The sequence below is a fragment of the Ruegeria sp. CJ3 genome, from assembly GCF_056536725.1.
Genome location: NZ_JBQFQE010000016.1, coordinates 1 through 26020 on the forward strand (window position 1 = coordinate 1; position 26020 = coordinate 26020).

General features: G+C 60.3%; 22 protein-coding genes and 1 pseudogene. 10 read left to right on the forward strand and 13 right to left on the reverse strand.

The window, feature by feature from the left end:
• Positions 1-278: 278 nt before the first annotated feature.
• The 4 genes and pseudogenes from ACR0J1_RS19130 to ACR0J1_RS19145 all read right to left on the reverse strand — a co-directional run bounded on the left by ACR0J1_RS19130 (position 279) and on the right by ACR0J1_RS19145 (position 4640).
• Positions 279-922 (reverse strand): annotated as a pseudogene (locus ACR0J1_RS19130) (IS6 family transposase).
• A gap of 233 nt (positions 923-1155) precedes the next feature.
• Positions 1156-2055, reverse strand: a complete 900-nt coding sequence (locus tag ACR0J1_RS19135) for a glycosyltransferase family 2 protein (RefSeq protein ID WP_480734325.1) — start codon at positions 2053-2055, stop codon at positions 1156-1158.
• A complete protein-coding gene (locus ACR0J1_RS19140; protein ID WP_480734324.1) occupies positions 2052-3833 on the reverse strand; it encodes an ABC transporter ATP-binding protein in 1782 nt (593 codons plus the stop codon). The genes ACR0J1_RS19135 and ACR0J1_RS19140 overlap by 4 nt, the downstream gene beginning before the upstream one ends.
• A 114-nt stretch (positions 3834-3947) precedes the next feature.
• The gene (locus ACR0J1_RS19145; RefSeq protein WP_480734323.1) at positions 3948-4640 is read right to left on the reverse strand and encodes a DnaA N-terminal domain-containing protein; all 693 of its coding nucleotides are present in this window, start codon (positions 4638-4640) and stop codon (positions 3948-3950) included.
• 469 nt (positions 4641-5109) lie between these two features.
• On the opposite strand from ACR0J1_RS19145, the gene ACR0J1_RS19150 reads away from it, so the two are divergent.
• Both ACR0J1_RS19150 and ACR0J1_RS19155 read left to right on the forward strand, forming a co-directional pair.
• Positions 5110-6417 carry an AAA family ATPase gene (locus tag ACR0J1_RS19150; protein ID WP_480734322.1) on the forward strand — a complete coding sequence of 436 codons (1308 nt, stop codon included), beginning with the start codon at positions 5110-5112 and terminating at the stop codon, positions 6415-6417.
• On the forward strand, positions 6414-7520 hold the full coding sequence (locus ACR0J1_RS19155; RefSeq protein ID WP_480734321.1) for a ParB/RepB/Spo0J family partition protein: 1107 nt from the start codon (positions 6414-6416) through the stop codon (positions 7518-7520). The genes ACR0J1_RS19150 and ACR0J1_RS19155 overlap by 4 nt, the downstream gene beginning before the upstream one ends.
• Before the next feature lie 498 nt (positions 7521-8018).
• Here the strand turns inward: ACR0J1_RS19155 and ureG are convergent, their stop codons facing one another.
• The 8 genes from ureG to ACR0J1_RS19195 are packed head-to-tail and all read right to left on the reverse strand — an operon-like array spanning position 8019 to position 12913.
• On the reverse strand, positions 8019-8654 hold the full coding sequence (ureG, locus tag ACR0J1_RS19160; protein WP_480734320.1) for an urease accessory protein UreG: 636 nt from the start codon (positions 8652-8654) through the stop codon (positions 8019-8021).
• On the reverse strand, positions 8651-9304 hold the full coding sequence (locus ACR0J1_RS19165; RefSeq protein ID WP_480734319.1) for an urease accessory protein UreF: 654 nt from the start codon (positions 9302-9304) through the stop codon (positions 8651-8653). Before ACR0J1_RS19165 ends, ureG begins: the two co-directional genes overlap by 4 nt.
• On the reverse strand, positions 9288-9740 hold the full coding sequence (ureE, locus tag ACR0J1_RS19170; protein WP_480734318.1) for an urease accessory protein UreE: 453 nt from the start codon (positions 9738-9740) through the stop codon (positions 9288-9290). The genes ACR0J1_RS19165 and ureE overlap by 17 nt, the downstream gene beginning before the upstream one ends.
• A gap of 18 nt (positions 9741-9758) precedes the next feature.
• A complete protein-coding gene (ureC, locus tag ACR0J1_RS19175) occupies positions 9759-11468 on the reverse strand; it encodes an urease subunit alpha (protein ID WP_480734317.1) in 1710 nt (569 codons plus the stop codon).
• On the reverse strand, positions 11468-11773 hold the full coding sequence (locus ACR0J1_RS19180) for an urease subunit beta (protein WP_480734316.1): 306 nt from the start codon (positions 11771-11773) through the stop codon (positions 11468-11470). Before ACR0J1_RS19180 ends, ureC begins: the two co-directional genes overlap by 1 nt.
• Complete coding sequence (locus ACR0J1_RS19185) at positions 11770-11931, reverse strand: hypothetical protein (RefSeq protein WP_480734315.1); 162 nt, start codon at positions 11929-11931, stop codon at positions 11770-11772. The genes ACR0J1_RS19180 and ACR0J1_RS19185 overlap by 4 nt, the downstream gene beginning before the upstream one ends.
• 15 nt (positions 11932-11946) lie before the next feature.
• On the reverse strand, positions 11947-12249 hold the full coding sequence (locus ACR0J1_RS19190) for an urease subunit gamma (RefSeq protein WP_152460019.1): 303 nt from the start codon (positions 12247-12249) through the stop codon (positions 11947-11949).
• A gap of 1 nt (position 12250) precedes the next feature.
• The gene (locus ACR0J1_RS19195; protein ID WP_480734314.1) at positions 12251-12913 is read right to left on the reverse strand and encodes an urease accessory protein UreD; all 663 of its coding nucleotides are present in this window, start codon (positions 12911-12913) and stop codon (positions 12251-12253) included.
• A 552-nt stretch (positions 12914-13465) separates the two neighbouring features.
• Between ACR0J1_RS19195 and urtA the strand changes: the two genes are divergently transcribed.
• Genes urtA through urtE form a run of 5 tightly spaced genes read left to right on the forward strand, consistent with a single transcriptional unit; the run spans position 13466 to position 19428 of the window.
• Positions 13466-14746 carry an urea ABC transporter substrate-binding protein gene (gene urtA / locus ACR0J1_RS19200; RefSeq protein ID WP_480734313.1) on the forward strand — a complete coding sequence of 427 codons (1281 nt, stop codon included), beginning with the start codon at positions 13466-13468 and terminating at the stop codon, positions 14744-14746.
• A gap of 60 nt (positions 14747-14806) precedes the next feature.
• Entirely contained in the window at positions 14807-16759 is a 1953-nt protein-coding gene (gene urtB, locus ACR0J1_RS19205) for an urea ABC transporter permease subunit UrtB (RefSeq protein ID WP_480734312.1), read from the forward strand.
• A gap of 3 nt (positions 16760-16762) precedes the next feature.
• Positions 16763-17992: an urea ABC transporter permease subunit UrtC gene (urtC, locus tag ACR0J1_RS19210; RefSeq protein ID WP_480734311.1), complete on the forward strand. Its 1230-nt coding sequence runs from the start codon at positions 16763-16765 to the stop codon at positions 17990-17992.
• A complete protein-coding gene (gene urtD, locus ACR0J1_RS19215; protein WP_480734310.1) occupies positions 17989-18729 on the forward strand; it encodes an urea ABC transporter ATP-binding protein UrtD in 741 nt (246 codons plus the stop codon). The genes urtC and urtD overlap by 4 nt, the downstream gene beginning before the upstream one ends.
• 3 nt (positions 18730-18732) lie before the next feature.
• Positions 18733-19428, forward strand: a complete 696-nt coding sequence (gene urtE, locus ACR0J1_RS19220) for an urea ABC transporter ATP-binding subunit UrtE (RefSeq protein WP_480734309.1) — start codon at positions 18733-18735, stop codon at positions 19426-19428.
• 215 nt (positions 19429-19643) lie between these two features.
• Here the strand turns inward: urtE and ACR0J1_RS19225 are convergent, their stop codons facing one another.
• Positions 19644-20006: a hypothetical protein gene (locus tag ACR0J1_RS19225; RefSeq protein ID WP_480734308.1), complete on the reverse strand. Its 363-nt coding sequence runs from the start codon at positions 20004-20006 to the stop codon at positions 19644-19646.
• A 304-nt stretch (positions 20007-20310) separates the two neighbouring features.
• On the opposite strand from ACR0J1_RS19225, the gene ACR0J1_RS19230 reads away from it, so the two are divergent.
• The 3 genes from ACR0J1_RS19230 to ACR0J1_RS19240 all read left to right on the forward strand — a co-directional run bounded on the left by ACR0J1_RS19230 (position 20311) and on the right by ACR0J1_RS19240 (position 25938).
• Complete coding sequence (locus ACR0J1_RS19230; RefSeq protein ID WP_480734307.1) at positions 20311-22125, forward strand: BCCT family transporter; 1815 nt, start codon at positions 20311-20313, stop codon at positions 22123-22125.
• Positions 22126-22243: 118 nt separating this feature from the next.
• On the forward strand, positions 22244-24358 hold the full coding sequence (locus ACR0J1_RS19235) for an oxidoreductase (protein WP_480734678.1): 2115 nt from the start codon (positions 22244-22246) through the stop codon (positions 24356-24358).
• A complete protein-coding gene (locus tag ACR0J1_RS19240; RefSeq protein ID WP_480734305.1) occupies positions 24355-25938 on the forward strand; it encodes a trimethylamine methyltransferase family protein in 1584 nt (527 codons plus the stop codon). Before ACR0J1_RS19235 ends, ACR0J1_RS19240 begins: the two co-directional genes overlap by 4 nt.
• The last annotated feature ends 82 nt before the right edge of the window (positions 25939-26020 follow it).

Below are 26020 nucleotides of genomic sequence, written 5' to 3' on the forward strand. Positions count from 1 at the left end.
GCAAACACGCCGCATAATCAAGCCAAACAGATGAGCCAAACTCTCTCTTAGTTCAGGCCGCCTTTAGTTCCACAAACTCTGACGACGGACACCAAAGGTATCAAGGCCGTCTTTGTCGGCGGGAAACCTCAATCAGACAAAGAGGGGAAGCATCTAGGGTAGCTGACCGAGGCAGTTCGCGGTCTTTTGTTGTGAATGGGGGAGCCTCTGGGGAGGCAGGTCTTTTGGTTTTGTCGCGAATTTCTTAGAATGCAATGTATGTTGAGCAGGAGAGCCGATTATCCTGCCAATTGCGCGAACTGTTGAAACGGTCGGAGTCCGGGCGTGAATTGCCCTTTGCGGATCATGTTGACCGGTTCTACGCCTGCAAGGACAGATGCGGCTGAAGCGAAAGATTTGAATCCCAGCGTTGGACGGATTCTACGTCTGATAAACCGGTGATCCTGTTGGATGATATTATCGAGATATTTCGTTCGAACCAACTCGATCGGTAAAGGGCACCCAATGCCTTTGAGCATCTTGTTGATCGCCTTGATCCCAGCTGTATTTGCTCCGCTCTTGTCGATGACAATTTTAAGCGGCAACCCGTTCGCCTCGAGCGCGCGGGCGAAGAACCTCGTCGCAGCAGCCTTGTTTCGACGATTGGATAGCATGAAGTCCAGTGTCTTGCCGTATTTGTCGATAGCGCGATAGAGGTAAACCCACTACCCTTCACTTTCACATAGGTCTCGTCCATGCGCCACGAGCGATCTGTGGCGCATTTGCGATACCCAGCAGCTTCAGCCACGAGACTGGCATACCGGCTGACCCAGCGGTTCAATGTCGCGTAGTCCAGGTTAACCCCACACTCTGCCATGATTGCCTCCAGATCGCAGTATGAAGCGTCATATCGGAGATAGAAGTAAACAGCGTACAAGATCACTTACCTCGAAAAATGCGCACCCTTGAATAAGATCGCCATGGTCTGCTCCGTTCTTATCCGAGCACGCGCGAACAAAAGTACGTTCGACCTGACAAGTGGAGAAAAGTCTGCGACAGAACCGATTTCCAGAGTTTGGGACAAACCGACCAACTTGCGCAGAGATGGGGACCGCCCCGCACTATACGCATAATACCACAAAAATGCGCAGCACCCATCGAGCCGCGTTCTCGTCCCTATTTCCGCTGATCCGGGCGCCGTAGCCACAGCAGCCGCACCGTCTCAGTGATCTTCACGACACGCAGCACATAATGGACGCCCCAGACACCAAAGGCCTGCCCTGCCGACAGGTCCGGGGCCCTCAGAAGCATCCTGAGGGTCTTGAAGGATGGGATTAGCTTGTGGATCGGCGGAATGTAATTCACCAGACCCCGGCGCGCATTGCGGCGCAGGCGGGCGCCTTCGATGCGGCGGGCCTTGGTGATATGCTCGCTCAGGCTGCCGCGCGCAGGGTGGCGGACAATGGCGTCTGCAGCAAACAGGATCGGCTCGCCCGCGGCCTTGGCCCGGTCGCTCCACTCCATGTCGCCGCCCGACAGCACCGTGTCATTGAAATATCCCACCCGTTCCATCACCGGACGGCGGACTATCAGGTTAGCGGTCACCGCCCGCCCGCGTTCGACCCATTTCTGCTGTTCCAAACCCAGATAAGCGTCATAGAGCTCGGTCGTCGTCCAGTCGTCGCCATTTGGAATCAGCACCACATTACCGCCGAAGCGGCCGGTTTCGGGGTGGTCTGCGGCGATCTTCAGCCCGGCCTCAAGGTAGTGCGGGTCAGGCTGGCAATCGGAATCGGTGAAGAAGAGCAGCTCGGACGATGCCGTCTCGATGCCCCGGTTGCGCGCCGCGTATGAGCCAGGCTTCGGTTCGGCCAGAATGCGGGCGTTAACGGGCAGACGCAGGCTGTCCGGCACCGGATCGCCGGGGTCATTGTTGACCACAAGGATCTCGAACCGCGACGGGTCGACGCTCTGCGCCGCCAGCCCGTCCAGACACAGCTGCAACTGGTCCCAGCTTTGATAGGTCGGAATGATGACCGAGGCGTCCGGCTGCTGGCGGTCAAATGCCACGCTCATTCCGCGTTGACTGCTTTGGAATACTGATGGTCATAGAGCGTCTTGAACGGGCCCTCATGTTCCAGCAGCTGCGCCGCGGTGCCCTGCTCCAGAACCTCGCCGCTTTCGATCACGACGATCTTGTCCGCGTGCATGATGGTCGACAGCCGGTGCGCCACGATGATCGTGGTGCGCCCCTTGGTGAGCCGGTTCAACGCCTCCTGCACCAGATGTTCGGATCGCGAATCCAGCGCGCTGGTGGGTTCGTCCAGCAGCAGGATCGGACTGTCGCGCAACAGCGCGCGCGCGATGGCAAGGCGCTGTTTCTGTCCGCCGGACAGGAAAGCCCCGTTTTCGCCGACCATCGTGTCGAACCCATCCTCCAGCCCCATGATGAACTCATAGGCATTGGCCGCCTTCGCCGCCTCAATCACGTCCTGCTGCGAGGCTCCTTCGCGGCCAAAACGTATATTGTCTGCGATGGAGGCCGAGAACAGGAAAGTCTCCTGACCGACAAAGGACATATTTTTGCGCAGGGTCTCGAACGAAGCGAACTTGATATCCTGACCATCGATCGACACCGAGCCGCTGATCGGATCGTAAAGCCGCAGCGCGAGGTTCAGGATGGTCGATTTGCCGCCGCCAGACAGGCCGACAAGGGCGGTGGTCTGACCAGCCTCGAAGGTCAGCGACAGGTTCTTGAGGATCAGATCGCGGCTGCGATAACCAAAATCGACATGGTCGAAAACCACTTGGCGCGGGCCGTCCGGCAGCGTCTTGGGGTCGGCCTCTTCTGGCAGGGTCTCGGGCTGGTCCAGCAGGGTAAACAGCATCTTCACACGACGCAGCCCTAGTTCCATCTTCACCCGCACCTTCGACAGGCGCTTGGCCGGCTCATAAGCCATCATCAGGGCGGTGACGAAAGACATCAACTCACCCGGGGTCGAGCCCGCCGAACCAAACAGGTTGGCCGCACTCAGACCGATGACCGAGGCGATGGCAAAACCGGCCAGAATATCCATCAGCGGGCTGGTTGCCGCCTGCAGGCGGGCCAGCTTATTCCGCCGCTTTTCGACGCTTTTCACAGCCGTATACATCTGCCCGGCCATACGTTCCTCAAGCCCGAAGGATTTGACCACCCGGATACCGGCGGATGTTTCCTGAATCACCTTCATGATCGCCGACATGGATTTCAGTTCCATATCCGCAATCTCACGCACCTTGCGCAGCAGCGAGCGGACCCCCCAGATCGCCAGTGGACCGATGACCAGGGTGAAAAGGGACAAAATCGGTTGCTGATAGAACATCACGAACAAAAGCCCGATCAACGTCAGGGTGTCCCGCACAGCGGTGGTCACCATGATCTCGATCACCATCCGCGCGGCTTGCGCAGACTGGGTTACCTGCATCAAGAGGTCCGAGCTTTCAGTCAGGTTGAAGAACGAAACGCCCTGCCGCAGCAGCTTGTCATAAAGCCTGATCTGCTGTTGCGCGATAATCCTGTTCCCTGCCCGTGTCAGGGCCACCACTTGCACATAGGTCGCCACCCCCTTGATCAGGAAAATGACGAAAACCGCAAGCGAAACACCCAGAATCTTGCCCGCGTTTTCGCTGTCAAACAGCGAATCCACTACGTCCCGCATAATGAAGGCAACCGCCGCAGTCGTTGCGGCCACAAAAACCATCGCAATGATTGCAACGATATAGGGCACCATCTGGGCCCGCATATTCTCGGCCAGCAGTCGCCACAGGATCGACTCGTCGGCGAGGGCGGCCAATTTCGATTTGATCTTCAGCAAGTCACGCTTCCACAAATGACCAAAGGCTGGGCCAGACATTGCGTCCAACCCGGAAAACCATGGCCGCTAGATAGTCTGCCCGCCCCGCATGAGCAAGCCCGCTTGGCCCCTGCCCTATTCGGCAGCCTCGATCCGCAGGGTTCTGACTGACGGATCAACCCGCCCATAAGCCGCCAGAACGCGCGCCGACCACTTTTGCGCAATGTAATCCGCCATGAACCGCGACGGCGCGATCAGCGTCACACAGCCCCCTGCGCGCTCGGCCTCGGCGAGGTGTTGAAACCAGCTGGCCCAAAGCTCGGGGTCGCGCCCGTGCAGGATCGACTGCACTTGCGCCCAGACGTCATCGCCTGCGGGTGGTGGCATAGCGGGCTTCGTCTGAAATGGCACGACATTTGTATTCGGCGTATCCGGAGACGGGTCCTGTTGCATCCGGTCCTGAAAATCCGACCCTATGACGGGCCAAACCTCGACCGTGTCCAGCATGATCTGTTTTAGATCCAGCTCATAAACCGCCACCCGCCCCCGGGCCGCAGGGCGCTTGACGGCAATCCATCCCACACTGCGCAGCCGCGCCATCTCGCGCTTGACCGTGCGTTCGTTGACTGACCACAACCGCGCGATTTCCTCTCGTCCGATCGACAGCTCATTGGATCGCCAGTTATACCGGGTCGTGATCAGCGTCATGATGCGCAGAATGCTGCGGTGACGGTGTTTGTCGCCTGACAACGCATGGACGGCCAACGCCGACAGGATATCGTACTTCAGTGCGGGCGCATTGCGCCCGACCGGTTTCGCGACCCGCATAGGTGCCCTCACCGCTCGTTAGTGCCTCAGGCGGGGTGTTCCCGCATCGAATACGTCGTTTGCCAACGCTTTTCATGATTGTGACCTGATTAGCGTCCAATAGCTCGATTCTGTCAAGACTTCGTTGCACCAGCGTTCGGTCCGGACCCCAATCGGCATTCAAAAAGAAAAAGAAATCGGTGAATATATGGTGATGGGGGACAGCCTGTATGACCCCGTATTAGCCTATGCTGTCCCCCTAAATGGGGCCGTACTTGCAATGTTGTCCCCCTAAATATGGTCCGGATACACCAGTATGAGCTCTGCCACGGTCATAGCGGTTTCCGAATCGGTTCGGGTGGGCCAACGCCTTGTTTTCTTACCCATGGGTAACATTGCTTCCTCATAATAATTTCTTTTGCCAAAAGCGCAAATCGGGCGTAAATAGTGAAAGCATAAAAAATAGCGTCCAACGAACGAGAGCTGAGGCATGTATACGCACGAAGACCTGAACGACCTGCGCACCCAATCCCTGAAGCTACAGGGCTGGATTCGCCAGCAGACCTTCAGCCCCGAGATGGAGAAAACCCTGCGCCGCTTTTCAAGCTGGGAGGTATCCGAACTGATCTTCAAGGTGAATCAGTCCACTTTTCGCGGCAAGCTTGCTGCGGACCCGTCCCTGCCCGGTGGTGAGGTTGAACCGGATGGCCGTCAGCGCTGGTTCAGCCTGGAAGAGGTGAACGAGCTGCGCCGCAGGCTGCGGATCAATCGCAAGGCTCTCACCCCGCCCCGCCCTGCTGGCAAACGCGCCATCCGCGCCGCCGTTGCGAATTTCAAGGGCGGTGCAGGCAAGTCGACGGTGGCGCTGCACCTTGCCCACGCGGCAGCACTTGATGGCTATCGGGTGCTGGTGGTTGATTTCGACCCGCAGGCGACGCTGAGCCATTCTATGGGGCTGACTGATGTGGCCGAGGATTATACGGTTTGGGGCATCATGGCCCGTGACCTGATCCGCGAGACGACGCGGATGAACAACCGCCCCGCCGCCGCCGAATCCGGGACCGCCCTGCCCCAACGCGAATTGCCCCCGTCTATCACCGATATGGGCCTTGGTGATCTGCGTATCTCGGACTTCATCAAGCAGACATCATGGTCGACGATCGACGCAGTACCCTCTTGCGCCAATGCAGCCTTTGTCGAATTCGCGTCAGCACAGTATCGCCACCTGAACCCGGAATGGTCGTTCTTTGCTGCGGTGTCGCGATATCTGGATCAGATCCCTGACGATGCCTATGACCTGATCTTGTTCGATTGTCCGCCTGCCATCGGCTACCAGTCGATGAACGCGGTGTTCGCCGCAGATATGCTTTATATCCCGTCCGGACCCGGGTATTGGGAATACGATTCGACCACCTCATTCATCGGTCAGTTGGCCGAAGCGCTCGAGGACCTTGCCTACGGCTTCGACAAGACCTTACCCACGGGTAAGATCGGCTTACCCAAGACTTTCTGCGAACTGCGCTTCCTGCTGACCCGGTACGAGCCCGGCAACGCGTTGCATACCGCTATGTATGATGCCTTCCGCAAGGTCTTTGGCGATCACCTGGCCGAGCACCCGGTCGAAATGACCCGCGCGGTTGAGCAGTCGGGCCGGTTCCTGAGTTCGGTCTACGAGATGGATTACCGCGAGATGACACGCGAAACCTGGCGCCGCGCGCGCTCGACCTTTGACAATGTTTATGACGAATTCCGGGGCGTGATGCTGTCGGCCTGGGACAAGCTGGAGGATGACGCATGAGCCGCAAGCGCAGAATGTTTGATATCGACGTGCCGGCGATGGAGGATATCCCGGTCGGTAAGGTGCCTGACAAGGTGCTCGAGCGGCGGCGCGGCCCGATGGCTGCGGCGATTTCGGAAAACGCCGACGCACTACGGGGTCAGCAATCGACCGAAGATGCGATCCGTGTCGAAAACGACCGGCTGGCCCATGAACTGGTCCGACTACGGGGCGAGGGTCTGGTGACAGAGCAGGTGGCGCTTGCGGACGTGTTGACCGAGCGGCTGGCCCGGGACCGCAAGCCGGGGCCGGACCCGGAGTTGGACGAGCTGAAAGCCTCGATCCGGGATATCGGCCTGTCGAACCCGATCCGGGTTGAACGCCGAGCCGATGGCCGGTTCGAGCTTGTGCAGGGGATGCGGCGACTGTCTGCCTATCGCGCCTTGTTCGAGGAAACGGGCGATGATCGCTATGCGACCATTCCGGCAGGGATCTCTGACGCGGCCGAGCTGGATGACAGCTATCGCCGGATGGTAGATGAGAACCTGATCCGCAAGGATATCTCATTTGCGGAAATGGGCGCGCTGGCGCGGGCCTATGCCGAGGATCCGGCCAATAACTGCGCAGACGTGGACAAGGCCGTGTCGACCCTTTTTAAATCTGCCAGCTACACCAAGCGCAGCTATATCCGCGCCTTTGCAAGCCTGCTGACGCGGTTGGAAAAGGTGCTGATGCATCCCAATGACATCCCTCGGAATGTGGGGGTCGAACTCAAGCGGAAGCTGGACTCCGATCCGGGGCTGCTTCAGCACCTGAGCACCGCGTTGATGAGAGAACCGGACCGCGACGGCGCACGAGAGGTTGCAATCCTGCGCGGCGTCCTGACGCCCGAGAGCGGCGCAACACCCAAGGCTCGCCCGGCGTCGACAGGCAAACCGCGCCGCGCGAAAACCACGTTCCAGGTGCGGGGCAGGGCAGGGATCGCAAAATGCGCTGCCTCGAGCGGGCGGATCGAAGTGCAATATGATCTCGACTTCACTCGCGTCGACCGCGCCAGACTTGAGCGGGCCGTTACTGCGTTGCTGGAGGACTTGTGGGAAGAGGACGATCTTACCCACGGGTAAGAGTTGACGAAAGGCTGATCGGAAGGGCAAGCGGTGGGTGAGGGCGGTCTTGATCGTATTTACTGCTCGGCGCTTCTGGCTCCTTTTGCCGCGGGTTGGCGAAGGGTGCGGGGAAATGATGGTCGGTCCTTTGGTAAATACGATGTCTGGGAAGAAAGCCGTGCAATAGGCCCGAAGGGCGGTTTCTGCACCCTGAGCGGAAAGGCTGTGCTCTTATTCTGGTGGTCCAACTGAAGCAGGCTCGAACAGGCCCCAAACCGGGCCCAGGTGCACCAACAGGGCGTCCGGAAAGCTGATCTATGTAGTGCGCATAATGATTAAATAATGATCACAAAAAGCGCTATCAGCGACAGATGAAAACCCCGGATGGATTGACCCGGTCCTGCGCGACGTTCAAAAGCTGTCAGATCGAACGTAATTCTGACAACGCGTGTGGGAGTATGACAGGGGCGGACGTTCGCATTCGAGGGCGCGGATTCTGTGAAGACGGCACAAAAATCACGCAGCTGAACCTGCCGCTGTCTTCAGCCCTCCATGCTGCGCCAACAAGCCGACAATCGCATCAATGCCTTTTCGGTGGCGTAGGGCTGAAAACACGAACGGTCGGCCCTTTCGCATCCGCGTGGCGTCGCGCTCCATCACGTCGAGCGATGCTCCGACATGGGGGGCGAGGTCGGTTTTGTTAATGATCAGGATATCCGATTTTGTGATCGCCGGGCCGCCCTTGCGTGGGATTTCCTCGCCTGCGGAGACGTCGATGACATATATCGTCAGGTCCGCCAACTCGGGGCTGAAAGTGGCCGACAGGTTGTCGCCGCCGCTTTCGATCAGCACCACATCCAGATCGGGGTGGCGGGCCTGCATCTCTGCCACGGCGGCCAGGTTGATCGAGGCATCCTCGCGGATCGCCGTGTGTGGACAGCCGCCGGTTTCGACGCCGATGATCCGGTCCTGTGGCAGGATCTGCATCCGCATCAGCGCCTCGGCATCCTCTTGCGTGTAAATGTCGTTGGTGATGACACCCACGGAACAGACGTCGCGCAGGGCTTCCGAGAGGGCGGCGGTGAGGGTGGTCTTGCCCGCTCCGACCGGGCCGCCGATGCCCACGCGCAGGGGGCCGTTCATGCTGCTCATGTTCGAAAAATCCTTGAATATTGTGTTTCATGCTGCATTGCAGCGATATCAGACAGGAAGGCGGTCGAGCTCAGTTCATCCAGACCCGTCTGCTGCGCTGTGTCGGCGATATGGGCGCAGAGCGGCGTCAAGTCGTGGATCAACCGCTGCGCCTCTGTCTGACCCAGAGGCACAAGGCGGGTGGCGCAGGCGACCAGATTGCTGGTGAAGGCCTGCAGGAACATCTGTGTCACCAGCAGGCGCGGCAAGTTCTGCATCCGCGCGGCGCGGCCCACCGCGACCGAATAGGTGAGGCGTTGCGGGTCGAGCCCCCAGATATCTCCGGTCACGGACCCGAAGGCCTGGCCCAGAAGGTCGGTCTCCATCAGCCGCTCTGACCCGGTGCAAAAGGCGCGGGCGGTGGCATCGATCCGGGTTAAAGCAGCCCCGTCAGCGGCATCATACGCGGCCACAAGAAACAGCGCATCATTCCAGCCCGAGCCATGTTGCAACACCGTTGCGACCCAGTCGCCTGTCTGGTCTGCGCTGGCGACCCGGCCCTGTTCGATCGCGGCCTCCAGCCCATGGGAATAGGCGAAGCCGCCCACCGGATAGGCCGGGGACAGCCATTGCGTCAGCGTCAGGATGTCAGCGTTAGTGGGTGTGTCCATGGGTCCTGCCATGACCATATGCGCCGCCTTCGGGGGTAAAGGGTTCGACGACTTCGCGGATGTCGGCCCCTAGTTTCATCAGCATGTCGCGGATGACGTGATCGCGCTGAATCAGCAACCTGTCTGCTTCGATCTGGCAGGGTGTGTGCCGGTTGCCGATATGCCATGCCAGTTGCAGCAGATGGTCGCCGCTGATTTCCAGAAGGTCTTCGGGGGCAGCGATGATCTCGATCTCGCGCCCGTCTTCGAGCACCAGAACCCCGCCATGATCCAGCGATTTCGTCTGGGCCAGATCGACCAGAAAGGCCTCACCCTCATCAGTTGCCAGCATCTTGCGGCGCAGAAAGCGCCCGTCATAGTCCAGTGACACCTGCGCATAGGCCGGGGTGTGGGGGTGATCGTGATAGATGCGGGCGGTTTTGATTTCGGTGGTCATCTTGGCCTTCTTCCTGTCTCAGAACATGAAATAGCGCTGCGCCATGGGCAGCACTTCGGCGGGTTGGCAGGTTAGCAATTCGCCGTCGGCGCGTACCTCATAGGTTTCGGGATCGACGTCGATCTGCGGCGTTGCATCGTTCAGCAGCAAATCTTGCTTGCCGATTTCGCGAGTATTGCGCACGGCGACGGTCTGTTTCGCCAGCCCGAGCGTATCGCCAATCCCGTCGGCCTGCGCGGCGGCCGAGACAAAGGTGATCGCCGAATGCTCGACCGAGCGGCCATAAGCCCCGAACATCGGACGGCTATAGACCGGCTGCGGGGTGGGGATTGAGGCATTCGGATCGCCCATCTGCGCGCAGGCGATGGTGCCGCCCAGCAGGACCATCTCGGGCTTTACGCCGAAAAAGGCCGGGTTCCACAGGACCAGATCGGCGCGTTTGCCTTCTTCGATGCTGCCAATTTCATGGCTCAGGCCGTGGGCGATGGCCGGATTGATGGTGTATTTGGCGATATAGCGGCGCACGCGCATATTGTCGTTCTCGCCGGTTTCCTCGGGCAAGCGACCGCGTTGTTTCTTCATCTTGTCGGCGGTCTGCCATGTGCGGATCAAAACCTCGCCGACGCGGCCCATGGCCTGACTGTCGGAGGCAATGATGCTGAACGCGCCCATGTCGTGCAGAATGTCCTCGGCTGCGATGGTCTCGCGCCGGATGCGGCTTTCGGCAAAGGCCACGTCCTCCGGGATGGATTTGTCAAGGTGGTGGCAGACCATCAGCATATCCAGATGCTCTTCGACCGTGTTCACGGTGAAGGGGCGCGTCGGGTTGGTGGATGATGGCAGAACGTGGTTCTCGCCGCAGATCTTGATGATGTCGGGGGCGTGACCGCCGCCTGCGCCCTCCGTATGGAAGGCGTGAATCGTCCGGCCTTTCATGGCGGCCACGGTGTTTTCGACGAACCCGGATTCATTCAGCGTGTCGGTGTGGATCATCACCTGAATGTCCCAAGCATCCGCCACCGAGAGGCAGCAGTCGATGGCCGCAGGCGTGGTGCCCCAGTCCTCATGCAATTTCAACGCGCAGGCGCCGGCCTTGACCTGTTCCTCAAGTGCTGCGGGCAGCGAGGCGTTGCCCTTGCCCGCAAAGGCGAGGTTCATCGGGAAGGCATCCGCGGCCTGCAGCATCCGCCCGATATGCCAGGGACCCGGCGTACAGGTGGTGGCCAGCGTGCCATGGGCCGGACCGGTGCCGCCACCCAACATGGTGGTCAGGCCCGAATGCAGTGCATCTTCGATCTGTTGCGGGCAGATGAAGTGGATATGGCTGTCGAATCCTCCAGCTGTCAGGATGCGCCCTTCGCCCGCGATGGCCTCGGTGCCGGGGCCGATGATGATGTCGACGCCGGGTTGCGTATCGGGGTTCCCGGCCTTGCCGATCTTGGCGATGCGCCCGTCTTTCAGGCCTACATCCGCCTTGTAGATCCCCGAATGATCCACGATCAGCGCATTGGTGATGACCGTGTCAACCGCCCCCTCGGCGCGCGTGACCTGAGACTGGCCCATCCCGTCGCGGATCACCTTGCCGCCGCCGAACTTGACCTCTTCACCGTATGAGGTCAGGTCGCGTTCGACCTCGATCACCAGATCGGTATCGGCCAACCGCAGCTTGTCGCCGATGGTGGGGCCGAACATGGCGGCATAGTCAGAGCGTTTGATTTGTGCTGGCATCAGAGCGGCCCCATGACCTTTTGATTGAACCCATAGACCTTGCGCGCGCCACTGATCGGGATCAGCGAAACCTCACGCGCCTGCCCCGGTTCGAACCGCACAGCGGTACCGGGCGCGATGTCCAGACGCCGGCCATGGGCGGCGGCGCGGTCGAACTCCAGCGCCGGGTTGGTTTCGGCGAAATGGTAATGCGAGCCGACCTGAACCGGGCGGTCGCCGGTATTGGCCACCATCAGCGTCACTGGCTCAGCGCCCGGGTTGAGCGTGATTTCGCCCGCGGCAGGGAGAAGCTCGCCGGGGATCATTTGTTCAGCTTCACCATCAGGGCGACGGCGGCCAGAGCCGCCACCGCTAGGCCCACGGCCAGAGCGGCATAGTCCGTGCCATGCGCGTGGATATGCGTGCCGTTATGGGCGGCGGCGGGGCCGGCCAGGATCAGGGCAGGGAAGAGCATACGGGTCATATCAGTGTTCCTTTTTCAGCGAATGGGGTTGTGAACGGTCACCAGCTTGGTGCCATCGGGGAAGGTGGCCTCGACCTGAACCTCGTGAATCATCTCGGGCACACCCTCCATGCATTGCGCGCGGGTGATCACCTCGGCCCCGGCTTGCATCATGTCGGCGACCGACCGCCCGTCGCGGGCGCCTTCGACCACGGCGTCAGTGATCAAGGCAATCGCCTCGGGGTGGTTTAGTTTGACGCCACGGGCCAGCCGCTTGCGGGCGACCTCGGCGGCCATGGCGACCAGCAGTTTGTCTTTTTCTCGGGGCGTCAGGTTCATGTCAGATCATCCAGCATCGGGGAAGCGTGTCATTGTTCAGCCGCCGCAGCACTGGCATCAACGCGCGGCGCAGGGCAAAGCTGTTTTCGGCCAGTATTCGGATCACCAGCAGATCGCGGTGCAGCAAGCTGGCCCCGGCGGTGTCGGGCAGCATCTGGCGGATCGCGTCCAACTGGCCCTGGGCCGTAGCTGAGGCGAAGGCGGCCAAAGCCATCGCACCCGCGCCGCCTGCGATATGGGGTTGGGCCAGATGCGTTTGCAGATCGCCGCTGAACCGCAGCGCGTCCAGAAACAGGGGCGCGCCGTTCCGGCGGATCTCGATCCGGTCGCGCAGGCGGATATCGGTCAGGCGTTCGCCCATGGCCATCCGACCGAAGATCAGCGGCTCGACCATCAGCGCACTGGCATCCGGGGCCAGATCGATTTGCAAGCGGCGGTCAAGCGCGCTGCCGTCGAACAGGATCGTCTCTTGCGGCAACCAGTTCAGCCGCGCGCCCGGTGCGGCTGTCAGGTGATTGACAACCTGCCCGGACGGGCCGGGCTTGGCCTTATAGGCGCGCTCGCACGCCTGCGTGGTCAGTGTCAGCGTGGTGCCTTCACCCGCCTGAGCCTGCAATCGAAACGAATCGCCGCCCGTGATCCCGCCCGCGGTGTTCAGCAACACGGCATCCAGCGCATCCCCGTCGGTTCGGGGGAACAGACACTTGAACGACCCCGACTGGCGAAACCTGTCCAGAACCGAGGCTTTGCCCAGACGCTTGACGCTCAGCCGAACCGCGCCCTGCGCGCGCGGCGGCGTCGTGGCCTTGGGGGGCGATATCTTGGTGTGATGTGTAATTGCGCACCTGCGGGACAGCGTTCTGTGCCGCCTGTCTCACCGTTTGAGTGTCAGAACTCTATTCCCCGTCATCAGCTGCGGGCGGCTTTTCAGAGCCAGGGATTACTTTTTGAGCAATCATCCCGGCAGCCGTCCAAAAATTAATCACACCTGCCTGATGTCAGGAAATGACTGGCCAACCATTTGCCAAACTTGCTGCGATGCAGAAATCGTATCGATGCCCGTCGCAAGGACGACGCGGAGGGTGTGTGACGGCTGCGCGAATTGGACCTCGAACACAACCGCCACACGGAAACGCAACAACAGTTGCGGGGATCAGGTAGAAGAAGACAGCGTGCAAACGCAAGGCTTCTGTGCCCGCCCCGCCAGGAGAATTACATGACATCTCTCAAATCCACGCTCGCCGGATCCGTAGTCTTTGCTGCCATGGCAACGGCCGCGCTGTCGGCTGAAGACACGATCAAGGTCGGTGTATTGCATTCGCTGTCGGGCACCATGGCGATCTCGGAAACCACGCTGAAAGACACCATGCTGATGTTGATCGACCAGCAAAACGCCAAGGGCGGCCTGCTGGGCAAGCAGCTTGAGGCGGTTGTAGTCGACCCCGCGTCCGACTGGCCGCTATTTGCCGAAAAAGCGCGTGAGCTGCTGACCGTGCATGAGGTGGATGTGATCTTTGGCAACTGGACGTCCGTGAGCCGCAAATCTGTTCTGCCGGTCATCGAGGAACTGAACGGTCTGCTGTTCTATCCGGTGCAGTATGAGGGCGAAGAATCGTCCAAGAACGTCTTCTACACCGGCGCTGCCCCGAACCAGCAGGCGATCCCGGCGACCGACTATTTCCTGGAGGAACTGGGGGTCGAGAAATTCGCTCTGCTCGGCACGGACTATGTCTATCCCAGGACCACCAACAATATTCTGGAAAGCTACCTGAAGCAAAAGGGCATCGCGGATGACGATATCTTCGTCAACTACACCCCCTTTGGCCATTCCGACTGGTCCAAGATCGTGGCGGACGTTGTTGCGTTGGGAGCGGATGGCAAGAAAGTCGGCGTAATCTCGACCATCAATGGCGACGCCAACATTGGGTTCTACAAAGAACTGGCTGCAGCGGGCGTTTCGGCGGATGACATCCCGGTCGTTGCGTTTTCGGTCGGTGAGGAAGAACTGTCGGGTCTGGATACCACCAACCTGGTGGGCCATCTGGCCGCTTGGAACTACTTCCAGTCGGCCGACACCGATGCGAACGCTGAATTCGTCGAAACGTGGAAAGCCACCATGGGCGATGAGCGCGTGACCAACGACCCGATGGAGGCGCATTACATCGGCTTCAATATGTGGGTGAACGCCGCGACTGAGGCCGGTTCGACCGAAGTCGACGCCGTGCGCGCCGCGATGTACGGGCAGGAATTCCCGAACCTGACCGGTGGGACCGCGGTCATGCTGCCGAACCACCACCTGGCCAAGCCGGTTCTGATCGGTGAGATTCAAGAAGACGGCCAGTTCGATATCATCAGCGAAACCGAGGTTGTGCCGGGTGATGCCTGGACCGACTTCCTGCCGGAATCGGCGGTTCTGATCTCGGATTGGAAAGAGCTGGGTTGCGGTATGTATAACACCGAGACCAAGACCTGCGTTCAGACCCTGTCGAACTACTAAGCGACACGCAAGGTGGGCGACCACGCCCGCCTTGCCCCAAGATATCTCGGGTTTCATCAAATGTTACGACTATACCTTGCGGGCCTCGCAATCCTGTGCGCCTGCCTGACTGCCAACGCGCAAGAGGCCGGACTGCAACCGATCCTGCAAGAGCATCAGGAGATCATCGCCAAAAGCTCGCGCAAGACGATCGGGCCCGCGATTGACGCCATTGCCAACAGCGGGTTGCCGCAGGCGCAGGTGATGCTTGAGACTTGGGCCGCCAAGAATGTGTGGATGCGCAAGTCGGATGGTCTGTTCTTTGTCGGCAAGAAGGGCGAAGGGCGGTCTTATGAGCTGACCGATTTCGACACCGGCGCGGTCGTCGGCACGTTCGAGAAATCCGACCTGAAACAGTTGAAACCCAATAGCGGTATCCGCGCGATGATCGGCACCGCTTTGGTGCAATTCCAGCTGACCGACCCGGATCGCGGCAAACGTCTGGCCGCGTTGCAATCCATCCAGCGCGACCCCGAGGGCACGTTGTTGGAACCGCTGCGCGCGTCGATCGAAGGCGAACCCAACGCGGATTTAAAGGCGCAGAAACAGCGCTTGGAACGGTTGCTGACCGCTGGTCATGACGCCGATACTGCCGCGCGGGTGGCCGCCATTGACGAGATGTCAGGCGATCTGGGTGTCGATGTCCGCGCCGCATTGAACCCGCTGGTCGTGACCAAACGCCAAGCCGCCACCAAGCTGCCGTCGGACATGAATATTGCCACTGTGCTGCAACCCGGCTCGGATGACCTGTCGCGGGATGCGGCTTATGATCTGCTGGTTGCCAGCGATCTGGCCGCGCCGCGTGTTTCGGCATACGACATTCGCGCCGCTCTGGCCGCCAATATCGACCGGGGTCGCGTCGGGGGCGTTCCGGTCGCGCAACTGAGCTCCGCCGCTGCCCGCGCGCAGGCGTATGAGGCATTGGCGGAGGTCGGGGCCGTCCCGGCCTTGATCACGCAAGCCGACATCGATGCAGCACTTGCCGCGCATGTGTTCTTTGATACCTACACGGAGCCTTCGCCCGAAGTGACCGCCGCCGCCGCGCAGGCGCTGGAACAGATCGAGTTGAAGGTCGGCCTGAACCAGACCCTCGACCTGACGTTGGACGCGATTTCTCTTGCCTCGATCTATTTCCTCGCCGCTATCGGTCTGGCGATCACCTTCGGCGTAATGGGCGTGATCAACATGGCCCATGGTGAGTTCATCATGATGGGTGCCTATACAGGCTACGTCGTACAGCAGTTCATCCCCGACCACACGCTTTCGATCATCGTGGCGATCCCGATGGCCTTTGCGGTCACCTTCGCCATGGGCGTCGCGATGGAGCGGCTGGTGATCCGCTGGCTGTATTCGCGCCCGTTGGAGACACTGCTGGCGACCTTCGGCATCTCGATTGCCTTGCAACAGCTGGCCAAGAACATCTTCGGCACGCAGGCCCGCCCGCTGACCGCGCCTGGCTGGCTGGACGGGGCGTGGGTGCTGAACGATGTGGTCTCAATCAGCTATATCCGCATCGCGATCTTCGTGCTGGCGATGATCTTTCTGGGACTGTTTCTATACATCATGAAGCGCACCCGGCTGGGCCTCGAGATGCGCGCGGTGACGCAGAACCCGCGCATGGCAGGGTCGATGGGCATCAATCCGGGGCGGGTGAATATGCTGACCTTCGGGCTGGGTTCCGGGATTGCCGGGATTGCAGGCGTCGCGATTGGCCTGTTCGCCAAGGTGACCTCCGATCTGGGCAGCGACTATATCGTACAGAGCTTCATGACCGTGGTTGTCGGCGGGGTCGGCAACATCTGGGGCGCGCTGGCAGGCGCGGGCATGATCGGCTTCCTGCAAAAGGGGATCGAGTGGATGAACCCCTCGAATACCCTCGCGGCGCAGACCTACATGATCGTCTTCATCATCATCTTCATTCAGTTCCGGCCAAGGGGCATCGTCGCCCTCAAAGGCCGCGCGGCGGGGGATTGAGTCATGGAACGCAGCTTTGTCGCCAAGAACCCCTCGGTGCTGGTCTTTCTGGCCATCCTGTCTCTGTTCACCTTGGGCGTCACCGTCCTGTCCGAAGGGTTCGGGATCGGCGTGATCTCGACCAGCTTCGTCAAAACGTTGGGCAAGACCCTGTGCCTATGCCTGATCGCCGTGGCGATGGATCTGGTCTGGGGCTTCACCGGCATCCTGTCTCTGGGCCATTTCGCCTTTTTCGGGCTGGGCGGCTATATGATCGGCATGTGGCTGATGTACGAACGCACGCGCCTGATCGTGGTCGAGTCACTGTCGCAAGCCGATATCCCGCCGACCCCGTCCGAGGTCGTGGACGCCATCGGTACGCAAATCTTCGGCGTCGTCGGATCATCGGATTTCCCTCTGATCTGGGCCTTTTCCCATAGCCTGACCCTGCAACTGATCCTGGTCGTTTTGGTGCCCGGACTTCTGGCGCTGATCTTCGGCTGGCTGGCGTTCCGCAGCCGGGTCACGGGCGTTTACCTGTCGATCCTGACCCAGGCCATGACACTGGCGTTGGCGCTGTATCTGTTCCAGAACGACAGTGGCTTGCGCGGCAACAATGGCCTGTCGGGCCTGCAGAACCTGCCCGGCGTCACCGCCTCGCAGGACGTTGTGTCGATCTGGTTCCTCTGGGCCTCAGCTTTGGCCTTGGGGCTGGGCTACATGCTGGCGGCTTGGGTGGTGTCGGGCAAGTTCGGCTCGGTGATCCGCGGTATCCGCGATAACGAGGCGCGGGTGCGGTTCCTTGGCTATTCGGTCGAGGTCTACAAGCTGGCCGTCTTCACCCTGACCGCCGGTATCGCCGCCATCGCAGGTGCGCTGTACTACCCGCAGGCAGGTATCATCAACCCCGAGGAGATGGCCCCCATCGCCTCGATCTATCTGGCCGTCTGGGTTGCCATCGGCGGGCGTGGTCGTCTTTACGGTGCGGTCATTGGTGCAGCGTTTGTCAGCCTGCTCAGCACATGGTTCACCGGCGGGCAGGCCCCGGATATCCCGCTGGGCTTCTACACGATCAAATGGGTCGACTGGTGGCAGGTGTTGCTGGGCGTGTCCTTCGTTCTGGTCACGCTGTTCGCCCCCAAGGGGATCGGAGGGCTGTTCGACCTCTGGACCAACCGCCGCGCGCCGCAGCGCCACGGCGCGGCCCTTGGGCCCGATGAAAGCGCGTTGCGCGAAAAGGAGGCCACGGAATGAGCACTCTGCTAGAGGTCAGCGGTGTTTCGGTCACCTTCGACGGGTTCCGCGCCATCAACAACCTGTCCTTCCAGATCAGTAACGCCGAGCTGCGCGCCGTGATCGGGCCGAACGGAGCGGGTAAGACGACCTTCATGGATATCGTCACTGGCAAGACCCGGCCCGACGAAGGCCGCGTAATCTGGGGTGAAAAATCCCTTTCGCTGCTGCGTATGAGCGAGGCAAAGATCGCTCAGGCCGGGATTGGGCGTAAGTTCCAGAAACCCACCGTGTTCGAAGATCAGACAGTACAAGAAAACCTACTGATGGCGCTAAAGAACAAGCGCGGCTGGCTGGGAGTGCTGTTCTATCGGCCTTCCGGGGGTGATCTGGAAAAGGTCGAGGAACTGGCCTCTGAAATTGGTCTGAAGGATGAGTTGACCCGCAAATCCGGCGAACTCAGCCACGGGCAAAAACAATGGCTTGAGATCGGTATGCTTCTGGCGCAGGAACCCCGCCTTCTGCTTGTCGACGAACCCGCCGCCGGGATGACCCCGCAGGAACGCGAACACACAACCGATCTGCTGGTGCAGGCCGCCAAGACCCGCGCCGTGGTGGTGGTGGAACACGATATGGAGTTCGTCCGTCGTCTGAATTGCCGGGTCACGGTGCTGCACGAAGGCTCGGTTCTGGCCGAGGGTTCGCTGGACCATGTCACATCAAATCAGGACGTCATCGACGTTTATCTGGGGCGCTGAGCAATGCTGAAACTGACCGATCTGACCCTGCATTACGGGCATTCGCAGATTCTCAACGGTATTTCTTTGGAGGCCGAGCGAGGAGAGGTGACCTGCGTGATGGGCACCAATGGCGTGGGCAAGACCAGCCTGATCAAGGCGATCTCGGGCACGCATCCGCGCTCGGGCGGCGATCTGATGCTGAACGGCGAGGCCCTGCCACCTCTGCCAGCCCATCGCATGTCGTGGAAAGGCGTGGCCTATGTGCCGCAGGGGCGCGAGATTTTCCCGCTACTGACCGTGCGCGAAAATCTGGAAACCGGTTTTGCCTGCCTGCCAGCGAATGAACACTTCGTTCCCGATGAGATCTTCGATCTGTTCCCGGTACTGAAGAAAATGCAGAACCGGCGCGGGGGCGACCTATCGGGCGGCCAGCAACAGCAACTCGCCATCGCCCGGGCGCTGATCACCAAGCCTCAGCTTTTGTTGCTGGACGAGCCGACCGAGGGCATTCAGCCGAACATCATCCAGCAGATCGGCGAGGTAATTCGCCACCTCCGAACCAAAGGAGAGATGGCGATCATTCTGGTCGAGCAGTATTTTGATTTCGCCTATGATCTTGCGGACAAGTTCGTCGTCCTGCGGCGCGGTGCCGTCCTGATGCAAGGCACGCGGGACGAGTTGTCGCGCGAAAAGGTCCTGCAGGGGGTAACGGTTTGATGCGGATCTACTGAGACCCCGCGGAAGCCGGAGCCAAGTGTCAAACGGTTTCGCGGTTTCTGTTCATCAGGGCCCGGAGCGTGCCGGTGATTTGGATGGCCCGCTGCCCGTCGCGAACGATGTCGAGGAGGTGAAGTTTTTGCCAGTCACTAGTCGCAATGAACTCTTCGCCGAATGGAAGGCCGAGAGGGGCGAACCGAACTTGGCTGGATATCTTAGTCCGTCGAAATCTTGTGATAGACCAGCGGCCTGCGATCGTCTGTGGCGCCGTAGCGGATGATAGCTGTCTGCGGGTCCCGCGTCAGAACCCGGTCCGGAACATCACGGGGGGCTTCGCCTTCGCAAAACACCTGGCCGTTCTGCCGCAGCATCTCGTTGTCGCCATTCAGTTTGCCCTTTGCGATAATCCAGCCACGCCCGGTATCGCACAGCGATATGACTGACGGAACGATCCGCAATTCATACGTATCAGCGTCGATTGCCGATATCGAGAGATAGTCGATTGACCCATCCAGGGCATCCAGCCCCTTGTAAAGCCCCGACCACGAGTTCTCGTCGGCCCATAGCGGTGCTGCCATTGAAACGACACCCAGAGCCGAAATTTGCAGAAGCCTGTTTCGCATGTTCTTGACCCTTTCTTCACATTTCGGCGGTCTTCGTTCTGCCTCGGTCGCTCCGAAAGATCGCGCCGAGCTTGCGGATATGGTCTTCTCGAAACGGATGGAACTGCCACCTGCAATATCCGGAAATCACGATAGGGACGTGCGTTTCACAAGACAACCGTCAGAGTGCGGCAGACGAAAACGGGTTGCAGTTCGCGGGCCTATCCCGGATGCTAAACGCTGGGCAACAGACACGGCATCGGAGTTAGATCAGAGCAATATGTCGCTGGAAGATCCCTTTACCGAGCTGCAGATTCCCAGACGATCCAGAGGGTTCTATCAGGGTTACAGCCTGCCCATAACGCTGGTCAGCAAGCTTGTCGTGACGGCGCTGGTGCTTTGGGCTCTGATCTGGCCGCTGAGTGCAAATGATACGTTGCGGGCCTGGAAGTCCCAGCTTTTGATTGAATTCAATGTCTTCTACGATCTGTCCGTGGCCGCGTTCGCTTTTTTCCTGTTTGTCATCGCGGTGATCCCAGCCACAGGTCGGATGCGATTGGGGGGCGCGGGGGAACAGCCAGCGTTTTCAAATTTCTCGTGGTTCTCGATGATGTTCGGGGCTGGTCTGGGCGTTGGGCTGATGGTTTATGCCACCGCAGAGCCGCTGGGTTTGTGGGAAGCCAACCCGCTGACGGTATCAGGTGCCGTCGATCCGAAATCTGAGGCGGCAATCCAGGGCGCCTATCGCTATACCTTTCTGCACACGGGATTTCATGCCTGGGCGATCTATGTGGTGACGGGGCTGAGCCTTGCCTACTACGCCTATACCCGCGACATGCCGCTGACAATTCGGGCGGCGCTGACGCCGCTGCTGGGGGAATACTCAAACGGGGCCATCGGGCATTTGATCGACATTCTGGGTGTCGTCGCCACGATACTGGGCGTGGCTGTGACGATCGGATACGGCGTGTCACAGCTGGTGGACGGCGCGTTTCTGATCAGCCGGGCAGGGTGGATGATGGACAATGCGAAGATGCCGTCAACCGCGGCTCTGATTGCAGCGCTGGTGCTGGTAATGATCTTGTCGACGCTGTCGGCGGTCTCGGGCGTGGGACGAGGGGTAAAGTACCTGTCGAACCTGAACTTAATCCTGTCGCTGATCTTGTTGGCCGTGTTCATCCTGTTTGGGTCTTTCGCCTTTGCCGCCGCGACCTATGTGCAGGCGTTGTGGGATTATGTTGTCCATTTTGTCCCCCTCAGCCTGCAGGCTTTCGGCCCGATGTCTCAGGCCGAATTCGCCGCAGCCTTGCCGCCCGAAGCCGCTCCGTTCGCAGGCGAGCTATTCGCAGATGCAACAGACGCTTGGGGCAGCAAAGAGGCGTTTCTGACCAGTTTGCCCCCCGAAGCCGGGTCCCTTTCGGAAGCCGCAAAATCGGCGGCCTATGACGCGGGAACGGCGGGGCGGCTGTTTAACTGGCAATCGGGCTGGACCACGTTCTATTGGGCTTGGTGGATTGCGTTTTCCCCCTTCGTCGGTCTGTTCCTGGCCCGTATTTCAAAGGGTCGCACAGTGCGCGAGTTTGTCTTGGGCGCGGTGATCGCCCCTTCGCTTGTGTGTTTTGCCTGGATGGCCATTCTGGGCGGCTCGGCTATTGATCTGGAGTTGAACGGAGAGGCGGATGGCGCGATCCTTGCGGCGTCGACCACGGCGACGTTGTTTGTGACCCTGCAACAGATGATATCGGGAAATCTGCTGATTATCGTCAGTTTCATGTGCGTGGTACTGACGATGACCTTTCTGGTGACGTCGGCAGATTCGGGCATCCTGGTGATGAACACGATCATGTCCGGCGGATCTGAAGAAACCGACGTCAAGCATCGTGTTCTTTGGGGTGGATTGGTAACGCTGGTGATCGGAACGCTGCTGGTCGCCGGTGGCGGCGGCCTCGAAGCGCTGACGAATTCCATGATCATCGGCGCATTGCCCTTCAGCCTCGTTCTGCTGCTGATGTGCGTGTCACTTGCCAAGGCGATGATCAACGACCTGCGCCGTGGCCAGCACGAAGAAGAGACCGCGGATCGCGACAAAGATTAAGGGTCTCGGCTGGTTTCTTAATGTTTCCAGCGAAGCGACCTTCATCTTCGCGGGGTAGTTCGTGGTGACCCGCCGGCAGAACTGCACCGCGCCCGGGTACAGACGGCAAACTTACGGGATGAAGGAACAGTATCGGACGCATCCGATCATGCTGGGGAAAGGGCGCACCATGTCAAAGGCTTCGGTTTATGCACCTTTGTTTGCGCCCATCCGACTGGGTCCCGTTACCGCGAAGAACCGCTTTTATCAGGTGCCCCACTGCACAGGGCTTGGCCATGTTCGCCCGCGCGCAGAAGCCGCACTGCGCGGGATCAAGGCCGAAGGTGGCTGGGGTGTGGTCTCGACGCAGGAGACGGAAATTCATCCCACATCGGATCTAGCTCCTTATGCCGAAGGGCGATTGTGGGATGGCCGCGACATTCCTGCCCTGCGACTAATGACCGATGCCGTGCATGAACATGGCGCGCTGGCGGCGGTGCAGCTTGTTCACAACGGTAATCACGCCACCAACCTTCTGTCGCGGGCACCGGTTCTGGCCCCTTCTGAGATGGCGATCAGCGCGGCGCAGCCCAGACAGGGGCGTTCAATGGACAAGGCTGACATACGTGCACTGCGGCAATGGCATCGCGACGCGGCCATGCGCGCCAAGGAGGCTGGGTTTGACATCATTTATGTCTATGCAGGCCATGGGATGACACTGCCACAGCACTTCATGCTGTCGCATCTCAACGCGCGCACGGACGAGTATGGCGGATCGCTGGAAAACCGTGTGCGCCTGACCCGCGAGATGCTTGAAGACACGCGCGAGGCTGTCGGCGACACCTGCGCGGTGGCCTTCCGGTTCGGTATTGACGAGATGCTGGGCCCCGACGGGATGCAGGTCGCCGAAGAGGGGCGCGCTGTGGTCGAATTGCTGGCCGACTTGCCGGATATCTGGGACGTCAATGTCAGCGACTGGTCAAACGATTCCGCCACCACCCGATTTCAGCCAGAGGACGGGTATCAGAACAGCTATCTGGCTTATGTCAAACAAGTCACCCAAAAGCCGGTTGTCGGGGTGGGTCGGTTGACGTCGCCCGATATGATGCTGGCGATGCTGCGCAAAGGTGTGGTCGACCTGATCGGCGCGGCGCGACCTTCGATCGCCGATCCGTTCATTCCGCACAAGATCCAAGAGGGGCGGATCGATGAAATCCGCGAATGCATCGGCTGCAATATCTGCGCTGCCTCGGACGGGTTGGGTATCCCGATCCGGTGCACTCAGAATCCCACGATCGGCGAAGAGTGGCGGCGCGGCTGGCACCCCGAACGGATCGCGGCACGCGGGCAAAGCACCCGGACGCTGGTCGTCGGCAGCGGCCCTGCCGGTCTGGAATGCGCGCTGCAACTGGCGCGGCGCGGATACGAGGTAACGCTGGCCGAGGGCGCACAGGAATTCGGCGGGCGGGCGCTGTCCGAGAGCCGGCTGCCGGGGCTGGCGGCGTGGAAACGGGTCGCGGATTACCGGCTGAACGATCTGAGCCAGCGCTCGAATGTGCAGATGTTCACAGACAGCAGGCTGGACGGGGATCAGGTGAAGGAGCTTGGCATCGACCATGTGTTCCTGGCGACCGGCGCGCGATGGCGAGCTGACGGGATCGGGCGCAACACCCGCCGTCACCCGCCGCAGATTGATCCAACGGCCCAAGTGTACGCTCCCGAGGACATCATGGTAGGCACTTTGCCCGATGGTCCAGTTCTGATCTATGATGACGACCATATCTATCTGGGTGGTGTGATTGCCGAAAAGCTGGTTCAGATGGGTCGAGAGGTGGTCCTCGCGACTCCCGAAAGCCTGGTCTCTTCATTTGCGGCCTACACGTTGGAACAACACCGCATCCAGGCGCGATTGATCGAACTGGGCGTGGATATCCGCTGCAATCAGGTACTGCGCCATGTGGCGGCTGACCAGGCGACCACAGCTTGCACCTTTACCGGACGGCCCAGTCTTGCAGGCTGCGCCTCGGTGGTTCTGATTACGGAGAGACAGCGCAACACGGCGCTTTTCGACCAGCTGCAGGGCAGGGCGCTTGCAACGTTGGAGGTGATCGGGGACGCGGCGTCGCCAGGGTTGATCGCTGACGCTGTTTTCGACGGCCACCGCGCCGCGCGTGATTTTGAACGCCCCAAGCAAAAAGCGGAACAGGATTGGTTCCGCCGCGAAATCATCGATCTGCGGGAGGAGACGCCATGACAGATACAACCGCAGCCAAGGCTCGTCGCCGCGGCGGCGGTCGCGCCGCGCGCATTGCGCAGCAACGAACCGCAACAGGCAACGAGGCCGTACAGGGTGGGCTGACCGGCGGGCGCTATCGCCCACTGTCCGCGACAGATGTGCAGGCCATCCACAACGCGGCCATGACAGTGTTGGAGCGGACGGGCCTGGCCGATCATTTCCCCGAGCTTTTGGACCTGGTCCTGCCGAAAGGCGCAGTGTTGAACACGCATGGCCGCCTATGTTTCCCTCGCGCCCTGATGGAGGATCTGTTGGCCGGGGCAGCGCGGGAATACTATGTTCACGCCCGTGGAGAACGTGCGGGCAAGGACGATATGCATTGCACGGCGCAAAGTGTCTATTTCGCCAATTCCGGCACAGCAGTCACGACGTTCGATGCCGACACAAGGTCCTACCGCCCGTCGACGCTGCGCGACATATACGATTTTACGCGGCTGGTGGATCGGCTGGACAATATTCATATGCTGGGCGCGACCGTACTGGCCACCGACGTGCCAGATGACTTCACCCATGACATGAACATGGTCTACGCCATGTTGTCGGCCAGTCAGAAACCGGCCTGCATGGCGTTCCGCGACCGCAGTCATATCCCTCATGCGATTCATATGTTTGATCTGGCCTCGGGCGGCGAGGGGTCGTTTCTAAAAAAACCCTCGGTCGTTTTTGGTGGCTGTCCGATTGTCTCACCTCTGCGCATCGGGCGCGAGAACATGGAGATTTTGATCGACACCGCAAAACTGGGTCTGACGGTCGATCTGGCGGTGCCGCCCCAAGCAGGAGCAACCGCTCCGGCCACGCTGGCGGGAACGTTGGTGCAGGCTGTGGCTGAGACACTGGCCTGTGTGGCCATTGCCAACCTGATCAAACCGGGCTGTCCGGTAAGCTTTTCTGCCTGGCCCTTCATCACCGATCTGCGCAGCGGGTCGTTCACAGGAGGCGGTGGTGAGCAAGCATTGATCGGAGCCGCCGCCGTGCAGATGGGTCAGTTCTATGGTCTGCCGACGTCGGTCGGGGCAGGGATGACCGACGCGAAACTGCCGGATGCGCAATACGGGCTGGAAAAGGCGCTGACCTTCTCGCTGGCCGCCCATGCCGGGGCAAATCGTGTGTGCGAGTTCGGCGGGATGCTGGGCAGCCTGATGGGGTGCAGTTTCGAAAGTATGGTGATCGACAACGAGGCAGGTGGCATGATCCTGCGCTCACTGCGCGGGATTGAGGTCACGGATGAGACACTTGCAGTGGATGTGATCCACAACTGTGCCATCGAGCCGGGGCATTTCCTCGGCAACCCTCATACGTTGAATTTCATGAATTCCGAGTTCGTTTACCCCAAGATCATGGATCGTGAGCGGACGGATACGTGGGAAAACGATGGCAAACTGGATCTGATGGATCGCGCCCGCGAAAGCGCGCAGGCGATCTTAGACAATCATCACCCCAACTATTTCGGCGATGCGGATGAGCAGGTGCGTCAAGAGTTCCCGATCTTGCTCAGCGCCAATCAGATGGCGGGTGGCCGTGATCGGTCATCTGTCTGAGGCAATGTCCGAGCCGGCGGGCCTCGCATACCGCAGACCGGCAAAACCGTCGGACAAAGGCCTGAACGCGCCTCGTCAAAAA